10 protein-coding genes are annotated in these 15598 nt (G+C 64.8%); 8 read left to right on the forward strand and 2 right to left on the reverse strand.

What is annotated here, in order from left to right:
- Positions 1 to 250 precede the first annotated feature (250 nt).
- The 7 genes from PKE80_RS21490 to PKE80_RS21520 all read left to right on the forward strand — a co-directional run bounded on the left by PKE80_RS21490 (position 251) and on the right by PKE80_RS21520 (position 11001).
- A complete protein-coding gene (locus PKE80_RS21490; protein WP_271184265.1) occupies positions 251 to 2389 on the forward strand; it encodes a TonB-dependent siderophore receptor in 2139 nt (712 codons plus the stop codon).
- Between the two features lie 2 nt (positions 2390 to 2391).
- Entirely contained in the window at positions 2392 to 3123 is a 732-nt protein-coding gene (locus PKE80_RS21495; RefSeq protein WP_271184266.1) for a hypothetical protein, read from the forward strand.
- Positions 3120 to 4565, forward strand: coding sequence for a PstS family phosphate ABC transporter substrate-binding protein (locus PKE80_RS21500; RefSeq protein WP_271184267.1), 1446 nt, complete (start codon positions 3120 to 3122; stop codon positions 4563 to 4565). The genes PKE80_RS21495 and PKE80_RS21500 overlap by 4 nt, the downstream gene beginning before the upstream one ends.
- 285 nt (positions 4566 to 4850) lie before the next feature.
- Positions 4851 to 5162 carry a helix-turn-helix domain-containing protein gene (locus PKE80_RS21505; protein ID WP_271184294.1) on the forward strand — a complete coding sequence of 104 codons (312 nt, stop codon included), beginning with the start codon at positions 4851 to 4853 and terminating at the stop codon, positions 5160 to 5162.
- A gap of 107 nt (positions 5163 to 5269) precedes the next feature.
- Positions 5270 to 6457 carry a MaoC family dehydratase gene (locus PKE80_RS21510; protein ID WP_271184268.1) on the forward strand — a complete coding sequence of 396 codons (1188 nt, stop codon included), beginning with the start codon at positions 5270 to 5272 and terminating at the stop codon, positions 6455 to 6457.
- A 13-nt stretch (positions 6458 to 6470) separates the two neighbouring features.
- Positions 6471 to 8174 carry a class I adenylate-forming enzyme family protein gene (locus tag PKE80_RS21515; RefSeq protein ID WP_271184269.1) on the forward strand — a complete coding sequence of 568 codons (1704 nt, stop codon included), beginning with the start codon at positions 6471 to 6473 and terminating at the stop codon, positions 8172 to 8174.
- A 76-nt stretch (positions 8175 to 8250) separates the two neighbouring features.
- Complete coding sequence (locus PKE80_RS21520; protein ID WP_271184270.1) at positions 8251 to 11001, forward strand: TonB-dependent receptor domain-containing protein; 2751 nt, start codon at positions 8251 to 8253, stop codon at positions 10999 to 11001.
- Positions 11002 to 11119: 118 nt separating this feature from the next.
- On the opposite strand, the gene PKE80_RS21525 is transcribed toward PKE80_RS21520, so the two are convergent.
- A complete protein-coding gene (locus PKE80_RS21525) occupies positions 11120 to 13279 on the reverse strand; it encodes a PKD domain-containing protein (protein WP_271184271.1) in 2160 nt (719 codons plus the stop codon).
- Between the two features lie 131 nt (positions 13280 to 13410).
- Positions 13411 to 14556, reverse strand: a complete 1146-nt coding sequence (locus tag PKE80_RS21530; protein ID WP_271184272.1) for a sulfotransferase family protein — start codon at positions 14554 to 14556, stop codon at positions 13411 to 13413.
- A gap of 198 nt (positions 14557 to 14754) precedes the next feature.
- On the opposite strand from PKE80_RS21530, the gene PKE80_RS21535 reads away from it, so the two are divergent.
- Positions 14755 to 15558 (forward strand): sugar phosphate isomerase/epimerase family protein, encoded by an 804-nt coding sequence (locus PKE80_RS21535; RefSeq protein WP_271184273.1) that lies wholly within the window; start codon positions 14755 to 14757, stop codon positions 15556 to 15558.
- Positions 15559 to 15598: the final 40 nt, after the last annotated feature.

Below are 15598 nucleotides of genomic sequence, written 5' to 3' on the forward strand. Positions count from 1 at the left end.
TATATCCACTGTTATGAGGGAAGTTCGGTGTACGAGCCACTGGAGCGGTCCCCACTCATTCCGGGCATATCCGCTAGAGCTGAAGTAGTTGGCGTACTCGGTGGTGCTTGAACAGATCGACGAGTCTGTCAATCAGGTTCCACAGCCGTGCCTTCCAGCCTCCCGACGGCACCTCTAAAATCTTGCAATCAATTCGCAGTAGCAATATGTGCGCCGCACAATCGAGATCACCCTCGGGGAGCACCACATAATGTATCATACCCATTCCCGCCTTAGCGCCGGGGCGAGCGGACTTGCGCTTGTTCTGGCTATCGCTAACGCCGCGCCCGTATGCGCCGAAGAAGCCGCCGCCGACGGCGCGCCGCAGGACGTCAGCTCCTCGGAAATCACCGTACTCGGCGCGCGCAGCAAGGATTACAAGGTCGACCAGTTGACCACCGCCACGCGCACCGGCACCAGCATCATGGACGTGCCGCAGTCGATCCAGTTCGTGCCGCGCGACGTCATCGACGATCAGCAGATCCTCGATCTCACCAGCGCGCTGCGCAACGTCAGCGGCATTCAGGCTGGCACCGACGCGGGTAATCGGTCGGAGAGCTTCACCATCCGCGGTTTCCGCTCTTCCTACTACGCCATCGATTCGATCATGCTCAGCCCGGCGATCGAGACCAACGACAGCTACCGCGACCTTGCCAACGTGGAGCGCATCGAAGTGCTCAAGGGTCCGGCCTCTGTGCTCTACGGCCGCGGCGATCCGGGCGGCCTGATCAACATCGTCACCAAGCAGCCGCGCTTCGAGCGGGGGATGAACTTCTCCGTCCAGGGCGGCAGCAACGACTTCATGCGCGGGCAGGTGGACGTGACCGGTCCGGTCGATGCCGCCAGGACGCTGGCCGTGCGCTTCATCGCCGCCGCGCAGACCGGCGACACCTTCCGCGACGTGTTCCAGCCCTACCGCCGCCAGTTCCTGTCCGGCTCGGTGTTGTGGCAGCCGACCGACCGCACCCGCGTCATCGCCAGCCTGACGTATGCGCACCAGAAGAACCAGACCGATCGCGGCATCGTCGCCACCACCGACGCCGACGGCGATCTCGTCGTCAACCTCCCGCGCGACCGGTTCCTGGGCGAAGAGTGGGCGACCACCGAATCCAGCCGCTACGAGTTCAACTACCGCATCGAGCATGAACTGGCCGACTGGCTGACCGTCCGCCAGATCGGCCATTACGACGAGGGCAAGCTCGACCTGTTCGGCATCAACTACGGCAGCAGCGTCGCGGTCAATGCCACCACCGGCGCGCGCACCGTTACCCGCACCGCCGTCGAGCAGCACGAGAACAACCACAACTACGATGCGCAGGCCGACATGGTCGCGCGCTTCTCCACCGGCGGGATCGGGCACACGGTCGTATTTGGCGGCGAGTACGTGAAGTCCTATCGCTTCCGTACGTTCGCGCGCGCCACGCTGGCGGCGATCAACATCGACGATCCGGTCTATGGCGCCACGCCGGGCACCTGGGTTCCCGCCGCCGACCGCAAGGTGCAGTCCAAGTCGCTGTCCGGCTACCTGCAGGATCAGATCGATATCGGCGACAAGATCAACCTGCTGGCCGGCGTGCGCTACGACCATGCCCAGCAGTCCGACCACGGCACCACCCAGTACGCCTCTGACGACAAGGCATGGTCGCCGCGCGTGGGCGTGGTATTCAAGCCGGTGCCGAACGTCTCGTTGTTCGCCGACTTCACCCGCTCGTTCCAGTCCAAGCCCGAGCCGACCATCGACGGCAAGCCGATCGATCCGGAAAAGGGCAAGCAGTACGAGGCCGGCATCAAGGCTGAACTGTTCGGCGGCCGCCTTGCCTCCACGCTGTCGGTCTACCAGCTGACGCGTGAGAACGTGACGCAGCAGGACCCCAACAACGTCGGCTACAACATCAACGCGGGCGTCCAACGCTCGCAGGGTGTCGAGTTCGACATGTCCGGCGCGATCACGCCGAGCGTCAAGGTCATCGCCAACGGCGCCTATACCGACGCCGCCGTGCGCTCCTCCACCGACTACGCCAAGGGCAACAAGCTGATCGGCGTGCCCAAGTGGAGCGGCAGCCTGTGGGTGACGCTGGAGCCGGTGGACGGCCCGCTGAGCCGCTTCGGCCTCGGCGGCGGCGTGGTTGCGGCGAGCAACCGCATGGGCAATCTGGAGAACACCTTCTCGGTTGGCGGCTACACCCGCTTCGACAGCAGCCTGTGGTACAAGCTGGCCGACAAGGTGCGCCTGACGGTGAACGTCAAGAACATCACCAACGAGTACTACATCGCCAGCACCGTCTCCCGCGCGCAGATCACGCCGGGCGAGGGCCGCAGCTTCCTCGTCGGCCTGAGCGGAGGGTTCTGAGGATGACCAAGGCATTCGCCGCCGCGCTGCTGGCGCTGGCCATTGGCACGGCTCCCGCCCCGGCCTTGGCGGCGGATGCCGGCAAGGTGCTGTTCCTGATGCGCGCCGATCCCCCCGGCGGTTCGGCCGACCCGGCGGTCAAGGCGCGACTGGAGGCGATGGGCTATGCCGTCACCACCAGCGAGGGGCTGGACGGCGCGCCGGACCCTTGCGGGTTCGACCTTGTCGTCATGTCCTCGACGGTGCGCTCCAACCAGTTCACCGCCAACCGCCCCATGATCGCGCGATGGCGCGACATGGGCGTGCCGCTGGTGACCTGGGAGAACGACCTTCTCGACGACTTGTGGATGACCGGGCTGCGCCGCGACACCGACTTCGGCGAACTGGAGACCGGCCACTACTTCTGGCTGGTGCGCGCGCCGCATCCGATGGCGGCGGGCATTCCGGCGGGCCTTGGCACCTGGACCGAGGCGCGCACGCCCGCAGGCTGGGGCAGGCCCGGGCTCGGCGCCGACGTCATCATGACCTGGCCTGGAGAGCCGGACAAGGCGACCCTGTTCGGTTACGAGGCGGGCGCGACGATGGACCATGACCACCTCGCCCCGGCCCGCCGGGTGTTCATCGGCATGGAGAACAACAGCTTCACCCGCATGACCGATACCGGCCGCAAGCTGTTCGACGCCGCGATCCAATGGGCGCGCGCGGGCGCGAAAGTGTGCAAGGTGAAGAAGTGAGACGCGCGCTTGGCTTCGCGCTGGCAACCGCCCTGCTCGCCGGCTCCGCTTCGGCGCAGGACAGCGGCCCCATCCCCGAGGCGCAGCCGCTGCTGGCGCGCTACGTGCTGGCGGACGGCGCCCTCGCTGTCGGCGGCGGCCCGGAAGCCGGTGCCATCGCAGCGGCAGCCAGCGGCCTGTCCCCCCGCATCGTCGGCCCTGCCGGAGCGATGCCGCTGCTGACGCAAGGCGCCATCGCGCTCGCCGTGATCCCGCGCGAGATGACCGTGATCGAGCGCGCCGCCGTGCGCCGCTTTTCCGGCGGCCTGCCGCTGGCGGTGCCGGTGATGCAGGGGCTCTACCTCTATGTGCGCTGCGACAAGGACGGCGCCCTCGATGAGTGGGTGAAGCCGGTGCTGCAGGCGCTGTTCTCGGACGATGGGCAGGCGCGCCTGAAGGCGGTGCTGGCGACATACAAGCCGCTCGATGCCGCCGCGCTGGCGGATGCGCGGGAACGGATCGCAAGGCTGCACGGGATCACGATCCCGCGGCGCGAGGCGGGCTACGTCGCCCCGGACGGCAGCCTCTCGATCATCGGCAGCGATACGCTGACGACGATCATGCCCGACATGCTCGCCGCCTACGCGCGTCACGCGCCCAAGGTGCGCTTCACCGCCGACTTGCGCGGCTCCTCCACCGCGATGCCTGCGCTGACGGCCGGAACCACGATCTTCGCGCCGATGGGCCGTGAGCTGTGGGAGAACGACCTCGACGGCTTCCGGCAGGTAAAGGGCTACGATCCGGTGCGCATCCGCATCGCCTATGCCAGTCACGGCCCCCGCGCGGGCGGCAAGACGCCGCCCGCGATCTACGTCAACGCGAGCAACCCGCTTGCCGGACTATCGATGGCGCAAGTGAAGCGCGTCTTCGCGGCAGGCGCATCCGGCGGCGACATTGCCGACTGGTCGAATTTGAGCGCCGCGGCAGGCGCGATCCACGTCTATGGCGCGCGCGACGATGGCGGGTTCGGCTCGGCCATGCGCGCCTCGAAGCTCGACGGGCTGCCGTTCAGCGCCCGCTACCAGGCGATGCCGAGCGGAAAGGCGATCCTCGCCGCCGTCGCGGCGGACCCTCACGGCATCGGCTATGCGACATGGATCGACGCGGGCGAGGCACCGGAAGGCGTGCGAGTCCTGCCGCTGTCCGCACGCGACGGCGGCCCTTACGTCCTGCCTCAAGAGGGCGCGGACCGGGGCGCCTGGCCGATATCCTATTTCCTCAACATCTACATCGATAAGGCGCCGGGCAAGTCGATCAATCCGGAAATCAAAGGCCTGTTGCGGTTCATGCTCTCTGTGGAAGGGCAGGCTATCATTGCACACCATATGTCAGAAGATGATGGCTATGTGCCACTCGACAGGCGGGACCTCGCTGCCGAGAGGCGCCGGGTTGATACCTTGTAAGCGGAAATCTTTCTGTGAGCAGGTGAAAGCTGTCAACTGTGCGCCAGGTGAGTAAGGTAGCAAGCATGGATCGCCGATCTTATCTTCGTTCGATTATCAAGGATCATACGGCATCTTCATATCGAAATACTGTTTCCTTTCTTTCCAGATTCGCGTGAATTGGTCAATAATCAGCAGTATTCTGGCTAATTCCTCTCACAATACTTTCCCACATTTTTTCATATCGAAAGTAATTAACCTCCTCCACTCGCGCATACCAGAGCAAGTGCGACAGTATCTTTAACTATCTGCCGGCTTACCCACCGCGACTGCGCAAGCGGCGATGGGGCGCATGCCCTCAATATTCATCATCGTACGTTGCGCCGCCGCCTCAAGGATGAAGGGACAACGTTTCAGGACGTGAAGGACGACCTGCACCGCGATCTGTCTCTCTATTATCTGCGGAAAACCCGGCTGGATTTCAGGGGCATATCTGAAAAGCTGGCCTTCGCGGAAAAGGCCGTCTTCTCGCGAAGCTGCCGTCGCTGGTCCGGGCAATCGCCTTCACAACTGCGCGCGGCGCCTAAGTCTGCAACGGCAAGGGGAACTTTGTCCTGATAGGTCAAGCCATACGCGTCTGATTGCGCGACTATGCCCGTCAACGACGAACCAGCGACGTTGCAGGCCTGCCCTGCGTCGCGTGGTTTCGCGAGGAGGAGCGGGACATGGCCGAAGCGGATCCCAGGATCGAAATGGATATCAGCGACGTCGAATGGCGTCTTGGCCATCAGGTCGGCGGCGGAGAGCTCTGGGAGCCGTGCAACAAGACCGACATCCGCCGCTGGGTCATGGCGATGGACTACGTCAACCCGATCCACTGGGACCAGCGATTTGCGGCGGCGTCCAAATTCGGGGACATAATCGCACCGCAATCCATGCTGGTCGCACTCGATTACGGGCATGGCAACAATCAGGCCTGCGTGGGCCGGATCGATGGCCAGCACATGATCTTCGGCGGCGAGGAATGGTGGTGGTACGGCGTGAACGTCTGGCCCGGCGACCAGATCAGCCATGAGCGGATCTTCACCGGCTACAAGCTGACAGACACCAAGTTCGCCGGTCCGACCCTGTTCCAGCGCGGCGACACGATCCATCGTAATCAGCGCGGTGACCTCATCGCCAAATCCTGCCCTACCGTGATCCGCTATCTTGCCAAGGAGGCCGAAAAGCGGGGCATGTATGCCTCCACCGCAGGCACGCCGCACAAATGGACACAGGCGGAACTGGCGGAAATCGACCAGGTGCGGCGCGACTGGTTTCTTTCCAATCGCGACGGCAAGTCACCGCATTTCGAGGACGTCGCGGTGGGCGACAAGCTGCCGCGCCGGGTGATCGGCCCGCACTCGATCGCGAGCTTCACCACCGAATACCGCGCTTTCGTGTTCAACATCTGGGGCAGCTTCTACTGGCAGGGCGTGGATGGCGTGCCCGACTGCTGGGTCAATCAGGACATGGGGTGGATCGACGGGTTCAGCTTCGACGAGGAAGGGGCGATGATCGATCCGCGCCTGCGTGACGGGCTCTACCTCGGCCCATCGCGCGGCCACATCGACGACAGCCGGGCGAGCGAGATCGGGATGCACCGTGCTTACGGCTACGGCGCTACGATGGCCGCGTGGAACACCGACTACCTGGCCTTCTGGGCCGGTCACGACGGCATGGTCCGCCACGCCAAGTCCGAGTTTCGCGGTCCTGCGTTCGAGGGCGACGTCACCTGGATCGAGGGTGAAGTGGTCGAGAAGATCGCGGAATCGGACTGGGGCTTCCCGGTAGTGCGGATCGAGGTGCGGATGACCAACCAGGACGGCAAGACGGTCGTCACTTCGGTCAACGAAGTCCAGCTTCCCTACTGACCGGATCGGCGCCGTGACCCAGCATCGCTTCATAGCCGATCAGGCCCTGTCCGTCTCCTGCGGTCTGCCGCTCGGCGACGAGACCGGTCTGGGCGCACTGACGCTCGGGGGCTTCCTGCGCGAAGTCACGGCGCAATATTGCAGCCGCGAGGCACTGGTCCATTCCCGGCCGGATGGCACGACCGAGCGCTGGTCCTATGCGGACCTCTGGCGGGAAGCCAATGCGGTGGCCAAAGCGCTCGTCGCCTGTGGGCTTGCGCACGGCGAGCGGGTCGGCGTTCTGATGACGAACCGGCCGGAGTTCCTATCCGCCACTTTCGGCATCGCGCTCGCCGGAGGTGTCGCCGCGCCGATCGGGACCTTCTCGACGGCCGCCGAGCTTGGTTACCTCATCGAGAAATCGGCGATCTCAACGCTGCTGTTCGAGCGCACCGTGCTCAAGAAGGACTTCCTGGTGGCACTGGCCGAACTCGATACCCGGGTTACCGAGGCCACGCCGCATAGCTTCGCCTCGCTGCGCTTTCCCTTTCTCAAGACGCTGGTCATGGTCGGCGACGGGGCCTGCGGAGCGGTGCAGGACTGGTCCGCTTTCCTCGCGGCGGGCAACGCGATCGCGGAGGCGAGTATTGCCGCGCGTGCCGCTGCGGTCTCTCCGGCCGATGCCGGCGTGCTGTTCTTTTCCTCAGGGTCCACCGCGCTTCCCAAGGGCATCGTATCCTCGCATCGCGGGGTGACCTTGCAGATGTGGCGCATGGGGCCGCAGCAAGGACTGAGCGATGGCGTCCGCAGCTGGACCGCGAATGGCTTCTTCTGGTCCGGCAACTTCGCGATGATCGTGGGCGGCACGCTGGCGAAAGGCGGCACCATCGTCCTGCAGTCCACGTTCCAGCCTGCCGAGGCGCTGGCGCTGATGGAGGCCCACAAAGTTCAGTTCCTCTTCGCCTGGCCGCATCAGTGGGAGCAACTGATCGCCGCACCGAACTGGGCCGAAGTCGATCTGTCCTCGCTGGTCTATGTCGACGAGACCTCGCCGATCGCCCGGCATCCGACGGTCGAGGTCGACTGGATCGAGCCACGGCATTGCTATGGCAACACCGAGACCTTCACGCTCAGCGCCGCCTACCCTGCCCAGACGTCGCGGGAAGAAGCGGCGGAAAGCCATGGGCTGCCCTTGCCGGGCAATATCCTCAAGATCGTCGATCCTCTGACCGGCCGGACCATGCCGCTGGGCGAACGCGGGGAACTGGCGGTCAAGGGGCCGACGCTCATGCTCGGCTACCTCGGCGTGGCCCTTGCCGACACGCTCGACGCGGAGGGCTTCCTGCGCACCGGGGACGGCGGGTGGCTCGACGATGCCGGACGGCTGCACTGGGAAGGCCGGCTGAACGACATCATCAAGACCGGGGGGGCCAACGTCTCCCCGCTGGAGATCGACGAGGTCATCCGCGAATGCGCAGGCGTCAAGGTCGCCCAGACGGTCGGCGTACCGCACGATACGCTGGGTGAGATCGTGGTGTCCTGCGTCGCCCTTCACGAGCGCGCGCAGGTCAGCGAGGAAGACCTGCGGTCTCACGCCCGAACCCGGCTGGCCAGCTACAAGGTTCCACGCCGGGTGCTGTTCTTCGCGCCCGAGGATCTGGCCGTCACCGGCAGCAACAAGATCAAGACAAGCGAGCTGCGCCGGGTCGCGGCAGAAAGGCTCGCCATGCAGACCTGACAATTCGTGTTGCGCCCGATCGGTCGGAAAGAGCCGGCGAGCGATGGTTTTCAACCAAGAAGGGGAGGATAATATGATGAAATTCAATAAGAAGCGCACCGCGTGGCGTTTTGCGATCGGCGTGGCCGGGATCGCCCTGATCCCGGGCATGGCGGCGGCACAGGAGAAAGCGCCGCCCGCCGAGGACACCTCGGCCGACCAGATCACGTCGGAGCCGATCGTGGTGACCGGAACTCTGATCCGCGGCATCGCACCGGCGGGCAACAACGTCATCGGCGTCACCAGCGAACAGGTCACCGCAACCGGCGCCGCATCGACGAGCCAGGTTCTCGCCAGCGTTCCGCAAGTGGGTAACTTCTTCAACGCCCTGCCCGCCGGTGTGTCGCCCCAGGCCGGAGCGAACGCCTCCAATCCGATCAACCGTCCGAACCTGCGCAACCTGCCCGGTGCCAACACCAGCGGCGGCGCCCAGACGCTCGTGCTGTTCGACGGCCAGCGTGTGGTCGGTGCAGGCATCCAGCAGGTTGCGGTCGATCCCGACATCATCGCGCCCGGCGTCATCGCGCGCGTCGAGGCCATGACCGATGGCGGCTCGGCCGTCTACGGCTCGGACGCGCTTGGCGGCGTGCTGAACTTCGTCACCCGCGACCGCTTCAACGGCGTGCAGGTCGACGCCCGCTATGGCCTGGGCGAAAATTACAAGTCGGTCGATGCCAGTGCGATGGCAGGCAAGGATTGGGGCTCGGGCGGCTTCTACGTCGCCTACGGCTATTCGCACCATGACAGCGTCTATGGTTCGGACCGGGACTGGGTTAAGCAGATCAACTGGGACACCAAGGTGCCGACCGGTCGCAACTGCGCCGCTCCGAACGTCAGCGTCGGCACGGCAACCTACGTGCCGTCGGGCCCCGGGCTGGCGGCCGGTGGCCCCAATGTCTGCGACTTCTCGGACACGGTTGCCATCTATCCCACCGCGACGCTGCACACGGTCTTCGCCCGTTTGAACCAGCGTCTGTCGGACTCGGTTCGTTTCGACGTGACCGCACTCTATGCGAACCGTGCCATCGAGGCCGTCGGCGGCACGCTGGGGACCGGCGCTCTGAGCACCGGAGCCACAGCGCAGGCGACGCTGACCGCCGCTTCGCCGTATTACCGCCCCACCGGCGATGCCAACACCGGCCTGCCGCAAGTCGTTCGGTACGACTACAGCCCCCTGTTCGGCGCTCGCTCTGCCACGCAGGAAACCAATCTGGAAACATGGCGCATCGCGCCGTCGATCTCGATCGAACTCGGCTCCGACTGGGAACTGAGCGGCCTGTTCAGCTACGGCATCGCCACCACCTCGTTCCGCAACGCACAGATCAGCACGACCGCGCAGGCCAGCGCACTCGCGTCCGGGGCATTGAACCCCTATGACGTGGGCACCGCCAGCCCTGCCACGGCCGCCAGCCTGCTGCGTTACGCCGAGGGCGTGGGACGCAACGAATTGTTCGATTATCGCGCAATCGCCAACGGCCCGCTGTTCGCCCTCCCGGGCGGCTCGGTCAAGGCTGCCGTGGGCTACGAGCACATGCAGGACAATTTCCAGCGGCGCACGACCAACGCCACCACTTACGCCTTCCAGGACCCTACCAGCTACACGCAGAAGGTCGATTCCGTCTTCGGCGAACTGCAAGTGCCGATCGTCGGCAGCGGTAACGAAATGTCGTTCCTCAACGAGCTGTCGCTGTCCGCCTCGGCCCGCTACGACAAGTACAGCGACTTCGGCGACACCTTCAATCCCAAGTTCGCCGCCACGCTGCGCCCCGTCGAATGGATCGCGATCCGCGGCAACTGGGGCAAGTCCTTTACCGCACCATCACCTGTCGACCAGCTTGGCGTTCTGGCATCGGCGGTCGCGACGGTGCCTGCCGCGTTCCTGCGCACGCCGCCCGGCGTGACCGCAGCGCCCGGCGAGGTCGGTCTCTTCGTGTCCGGCACGGCCCCCGGCCTGCAGCCGCAGAAAGCGACCAACTGGTCGGCCGGACTGGAAATCGAGCCGCCTTTCGTGCCGGGGCTCACCCTCAACGCCAGCTACTACAACATCGACCTGTCCGGCACGATCGGCCGGCCGGTGACGAGCGCCGATCTCACCGACTACTATGCCAACTTCCCGCAGCTCTACTCGGTGCGGCCCACTGGTCAGGAACTGGCAGCCTATCTGACGCAGTTCAATCCGGCCAACTTCAACTTCACGGTCGCCAACCCCACCTCGACCTCTCAGGCGCTGATCACTGCGGGCGGGGTCACCACTCCCGTACTGGTTTCGCTCGATACCCGGTCGCGTAACCTTGGGACCGCGAAGCTCGATGGCATCGACTTCAGCGCCAACTACGTGCTCGACACCAGCTTCGCCTCGTTCGATGCGAGCGCATCGGGCAACTATCGACTGTCGCAGAAGTCCCGTGCTCTGCCATCGCTCCCGATCGCGGACGACCTGGCGTTCAATACGCCCGTGTTCCGTATGCAGGGCACGCTGGGAACGACGATTGGCGGCCTTCGCGCACAAGTCACTTGGAACCACACCTCCGGCTACAAGCGCGGCACCGTCGAATTCGGCCAGACCAAGATATCCGCGTTCGACGCCATCAACCTGTTCTTCAAGTACGACGTGAAGTCCGATTCGGTCCTGACGAGCAACCTGTCGTTCACGCTGAACGTCCAGAACCTGTTCGACACCGAACCGCCCGAGTTCCGCAGCGCTACCGGGCTGGGTTACGACGCGACCCAGGGTTCCGCCTTCTCGATCGGCCGCATCGTGCAGTTCGGCGTGCGCAAGAACTTCTGACCGTGCGCGGCGAGGCCGGGCCACTGGTCCGGCCCCGACCGAGCAGGGCGAAAAAATGCGGCTCCGGGGTCTTCCCCGGAGCCGTTCTTGTTTGATCGGAAAAGATGGCGCGTCGTGACTACTTTACCACGACACGAACCCGGCCGAGGTTCATGATCCGTCCATACGGACTTCCCACTTCCGCTTCCCGCTGGGCCGTCACGCGCAGTCCCACGAAATAGGTCCCCGGCACCGCGAAAGCGTGAGTGACGCTCACTGCGGCGCTCCCGTCCTTGCGAAACTCCAGAACCGCAGGATCGCTGAAACTGCCCTTCCCCTCGAAATCCCACTCCCCGCCGACGATGCGGCCAGTACCTTTTGGAAGGCGAGCCTCGGCGGTCAGGGTGACCGGCTTTCCGGCGGCGACCTCGGCGCGCAGGCCGCCATTGGCCCGCAGCGCGACCACCGGCTGAATGCCCAGCCGCGCCGCTGCCGTCGGCGGCACGATAACCTGTCCGTCCTTGATGGAATAAGCGGTGCTCGGCGCCGGTGCGATGCCCTTTTCCACCCAGGCGCTGACGTCGAGCAGCGCCTGCTGCAGCACGCCGGTGAAAGTCACCAGCTCGGCGCTGCCCTGACCTCCATGTTCGGCATGCTCGGTGAACCAGACCCGGAAGGCGTCGTCGGCTTTCTTGCCGAGGTGCTCGCCTACCTTGGTACGATACCAGTCCGCACCCCACGGCCATGCCGCAGTGTCCGAGAGATTTTCGACGAGAATGACCTTCGCCCCGATCCTGCCGGTGGGCACGGCGCCTGCCGCTCCGATGGCGAACTGGGGACCGAGCAGCTTGGGCCGCTGGGGTCCCAACGGTTTGCCATCCGGGCCGCGATACTGGTTCCAGGTGTAGAAGTCCGGGGTCGGGACCTGATGCCGGTGATAGGTCTGCGCGGCCAGCCAGTTCGAGTTGTCGATCTGCACTTCGTCCCCGGCGGCAAGCTTGGCGAGAACGGCCGGATCGTTGCTCTGCAGGACTACGATCTTCCCGTCGACGCGCTGCAGCCGCAGCAGGGCTCCCGCCGCTGCGCCGCTGTTGACCTTCAGGTCGGCCGCGCTGCCGAAGTCACGCTGCGGAACGGCGTCGAGTTCGATGGCGACCGGCAGTTCGCTGCCTCCCGGACCAAGGAGCGCCTGCCACGCAAGCTCCGCCGTGCCCCGGGCCTGACCCATCTGCGGTTTGAGCGTGATCCCTAGCCGGTTAGCATCGGCCGCCATGATCAGCCGCACGACCTTCGCCTTTTGCTGGATACGGGCGTCGCGCAAGGACTTGGGCGGATCGAACCCTTCATAGCCGGGCTTGGCCCAGAAGTCGGTGAAGTACGTCGGGTCGGCCGCGAGCATGCCCGGATAAAGCACCGGAAAGGCGCCGACGTAGCCGCGTGCGAGGGCGCGCAACTCGGGCAAGGGATAGCCGAAGTCCAGAATCTCCCGAAGCGCCGAGCGCTGCTCGGCGTCCAGCCCCTTGTACGGGTCCCCCGTTCCGCCGACGTCGAAAGCGTCGATGATGCCGGGCAGTTTGTCTCCCAGGACCCGATAGGCGTAGAGCGGCGCGGTGAAATTGTACGGCGTCGCCATCGCCGAGCCCATCACGAAGGGAACCGCCCCGTCCCAGACACCGGCCGTGTTCTCGATGCTGCCTACGGTCCGATAGGCGCCGCCGCTGCCGCCCCAGATGTAACCGAAGGGGCGCTTGCCCCCATACATCCGGGCGGCGACGACGCGGGAGAATTGGGCTGCAGCCGCATTGGCCCGGTAGGCCCCGATGGTCGGGTCGGTCGCGTATGCAGGCCCCGAGTTGGCGCTGGCCCCGCCGCCGTTGGTTTCGATGTAATAGCCGCCATGGTTGACCGCGAAACCGATGTTGCCTCCGCCATCGCGCGTGTCCTTCTGCGCGAGGTTCTCGCTGTCCGGCACCGGGGTGACGTATTCGAAGAAGCGTCCTTCGTACTTTTCCTTGGGCGGGAGGTAGAAGGAAAAACGCATGTCGGTGCCGGTGAAGCCGCCATGCACGTAACGGTGCCGCACCGGTGCATCGCGCCATTCGTCGATGTCGACATAGGGTTTGGTGAAAAGGGGATCGGCGGCGGCTCCCGGCGGAACGGCCTCGGGCCAGGCAATCGCCTCTGGCGCCGGAGATGCAGCTTCGCCCGGAATGGCACCGGCAGTCAAAAGCAGTCCGGTGACGATGCACATCGCCGTACCCAGACCGCATCGCGAACGAACTCTGGCTGAACGTCCCATTTTCTCTCCCCTGCCGTGTTTTTGTTTCGATCCTCGGATAGTGTAGGCGCCAAGGCGGGGCGCAAAACTGAACTGCATCGTCCACGCGAATAAGCGGGGGCCCCGCCCTCGCATTTCTATTTGGGGGGCGTTCAGGCGCGGACGGCGATCTGATACTGCTCGATGTAATCCCGGAAATGGCGGCGAACGCCTTCCTGGCTCAGGCCGTACTCGGCCAGATCATACTTGTGAGAACCGTGCTTGCCCTTGGGGTTACGGGCGAGGTAGGCCTCCATGGCCGTGCGCGCGGCCGGTGTCAGGGGCTCGTCGAAGCGGCGGTAGATGGACTCGATCGACGCGAGGGGATCGCGCACGAGGTCGCGGTACTGCACATCGAAGACCGCGTCAGCGCCGTGCCGCTCTCGGTAGTCGTTCACCCGTGCGATCATGAGGTCGAATGTGTCCATCAGGTTCTCGCCGATGGCCCTGAGATCGACCTGGTCGCTGTACATGCGCCGCACTTCCTTGAGCAGACTGCATGCCGAGCCAACGACCTCCACAGGATCGCGATGGGTCATGACGAGCTGCGCGTCAGGAAATTCCGCCGTGAGCGCATCGAGGAACAGGGGATGCCACGGGTTCTTGAGCGTCCAGCGCCCCGGAGATTCCGCCTGAAGAAGCTGCAACAGGCGCTTCTCGTAGCGGAACGCGGGGCCGTAGTCGGCCTCGTGGAGGAACCAGCGATGATAGCTGGGGATGTCGGCCTGGGAATCGAATATCTGGGCGCAGAACGAGGCGGACATCGCGAACTGACATTCGGTCGGACTATCGGCATCCTCGTAGTGGATCGCGGCGATCTGCGGGGCGAATTGAAGGCCCTGCTGGGTTTTCACGTGACAGGCATCGAAACGGGGTCCGGCGTGCAGTTCGTCGGGGCGCGGCGGAGGCACCGAGTCGAATGCCTCCCACCGCAGGAACGACCGACGGGCGGGATCCGCTTCGAGAAGGTTGATCGCCAGAGTCGTACCGGTTCGCGGCAGCCCGAATACGAAGAGAGGCTTTTCGACCGGACGATCCAGAAGTTCGGGGTGACGAGCCAGCCAGTCCTCGACCCGCATCCTGTTGGCCATGGCCGACACCAGCGCGTCCACGGACCGCTTCATGCCCGTTTCGGTGAACCTGGCTTCCTGCTCGTAGGCGTTCAGGAGCACCGTCAGGCCATCCAGAATCGCAGGATCTCCAAACTCGTTCAACCCGGTCAGCTTACCCGCTGCCGCGACGATATCCTCAGCCCGCATCTCTCACCATCTTCCTGGGATGGGTGCCCATAGCACCGGCATTCCCGGGAGCATGCGGCCATTGAGCATACTTTAGAAGAAATGTTCGCATCATCGTGGCGATATCGTTCAGCCGCACTCCAAAAAAGTATCCTGTATTGTAGCCTTGTCGATGCGATGAGCCCAAATCCATCGGCGAGGCAATGAGGAATTAAGGGCATGAACCGGCTTGGAATCGATTCACAAACGGTGTTCGGAATGCCTCCCGGGGACCACATCGATCTGGCGGCGCGGCTTGGCTGCGGGCACATCTCCATTGGCCTTGCGCCGGTCCCATGGCGGCTCCCGCAATTCGCACCATGGTCGCTGCGCGACGAGCGATCCGCGCGGCTCGAGGTGGTACAACAGGCCAATGACAAAGGGATAAGCCTGTCACTCGGTGAGGGATTTGCGATCCGGCCCGGCTCCTCCGTCGCCGCGCTCGACAAGGATCTCGACTTCATGGCTGAAATGGGTGTGGTCGCAATCGGCACGGTAGCCATCGAAACGGACCCGATGCGCGCCATGGATGAATTGGCGATACTGGCATCGATGACACACGATCGCGGTCTCGGCCTCTATCTCGAATTTGCGCCTCCTCACGCCTTTCCCGGCCTTCAGCACGCTTTGAGCGCACTGGACGCGCTGGGATCGCCGCACGCCAAGCTGATCATCGACGCTATGCACCTGTTTCGCTGCGGCAACAGCGCGGAACAGGTCGCGCAGCTTGATCCGCAGCTTCTGGGACGCGTGCAGATGTCCGATGCGGCGATGGTAGGCCCCGGCAAGCCGTACATGGAAGAGGCCTGCTTCGAACGATCCCTTCCCGGCGAAGGGGAACTCCCCCTGAAGGCTCTCGCTGCTGCCCTTCCCCCGCATGTCCCGGTCTGTCTCGAAGCGCCAAACCGGAAAGAGGCACCGGATATCGCCAGCCTTGAAGACTACGCCGGGCGGGCGATGCGGCAGGTCCGTGCCCTGTTCTGAAACACGCGCACTGGACCGCCCCGCGCGTTCTGTGCTTGAG

It is taken from the genome of Novosphingobium resinovorum, from assembly GCF_027922145.1.
GTDB classification, from domain to species: Bacteria; Pseudomonadota; Alphaproteobacteria; order Sphingomonadales; family Sphingomonadaceae; genus Novosphingobium; species Novosphingobium resinovorum.

What these genes read in the sequence shown, in the direction of transcription:
- PKE80_RS21525 (WP_271184271.1), bottom strand. Translation starts at nt 13,279, where the DNA reads ATGGGACGTTCAGCCAGAGTTCGTTCGCGATGCGGTCTGGGTACGGCG.
- PKE80_RS21490 (WP_271184265.1), top strand. Translation starts at nt 251, where the DNA reads ATGTATCATACCCATTCCCGCCTTAGCGCCGGGGCGAGCGGACTTGCG.
- PKE80_RS21510 (WP_271184268.1), top strand. Translation starts at nt 5,270, where the DNA reads ATGGCCGAAGCGGATCCCAGGATCGAAATGGATATCAGCGACGTCGAA.
- PKE80_RS21520 (WP_271184270.1), top strand. Translation starts at nt 8,251, where the DNA reads ATGAAATTCAATAAGAAGCGCACCGCGTGGCGTTTTGCGATCGGCGTG.
- PKE80_RS21535 (WP_271184273.1), top strand. Translation starts at nt 14,755, where the DNA reads ATGAACCGGCTTGGAATCGATTCACAAACGGTGTTCGGAATGCCTCCC.
- PKE80_RS21530 (WP_271184272.1), bottom strand. Translation starts at nt 14,556, where the DNA reads ATGCGGGCTGAGGATATCGTCGCGGCAGCGGGTAAGCTGACCGGGTTG.
- PKE80_RS21495 (WP_271184266.1), top strand. Translation starts at nt 2,392, where the DNA reads ATGACCAAGGCATTCGCCGCCGCGCTGCTGGCGCTGGCCATTGGCACG.